1 protein-coding gene is annotated in these 567 nt (G+C 43.2%); it reads left to right on the forward strand.

All coding sequences use genetic code 11. From position 1 onward, the window contains the following. A partial coding sequence (locus tag ACT3TU_RS14345; RefSeq protein WP_444752845.1) for an IS30 family transposase occupies positions 1-541 on the forward strand: 541 nt, incomplete at its 5' end. Positions 542-567 lie beyond the last annotated feature (26 nt).

The following is a 567-nucleotide window of genomic DNA, read 5'->3' on the forward strand; positions in this document are numbered from 1 at the left end:
TCGCCAGCGTCTAACTGCTGAGACCCGAGGCCGTATCAATGACAGAGTCTCAATCCATGAGCGTCCCTGCATCGTTGACGCGCGCACACGGATTGGGGATTGGGAAGCGGATACAATTATCGGTCAGCATCACAAACAAGCGATTGTGACGATAGTTGAGCGTAAAACAGGACTGCTTAAGATGAAGCGTGTGCTTAAAAAGAGCGCTCAGCAAGTGTCAGATGCGATGATAGATCTCTTAACACCAGTCAAGATACAGGTTAAAACGATTACCTCTGACAATGGTAAAGAGTTCGCAGATCACAAAAAAGTAAGGCAAAAACTCTTTAGCCCATTCTTCTTTGCGGATGCTTACGCTTCTTGGCAACGAGGGACGAATGAAAATACTAATGGCTTGATCAGAGAGTTCTTGCCTAAGGGCTGTGACTTTAGACAAGTCTCTGATCAAGATATTCAAATGATTGAGAATAAACTAAACAACAGACCAAGAAAACGGTTAGGATTTCAGACACCTAATCAGGTGTTCTATAATATCAATTAGCGTTGCACTTGGTATGTTAATCTAAG

The organism is Psychrobacter sp. AOP3-A1-26, from assembly GCF_052378235.1.
Lineage (GTDB): Bacteria > Pseudomonadota > Gammaproteobacteria > Pseudomonadales > Moraxellaceae > Psychrobacter.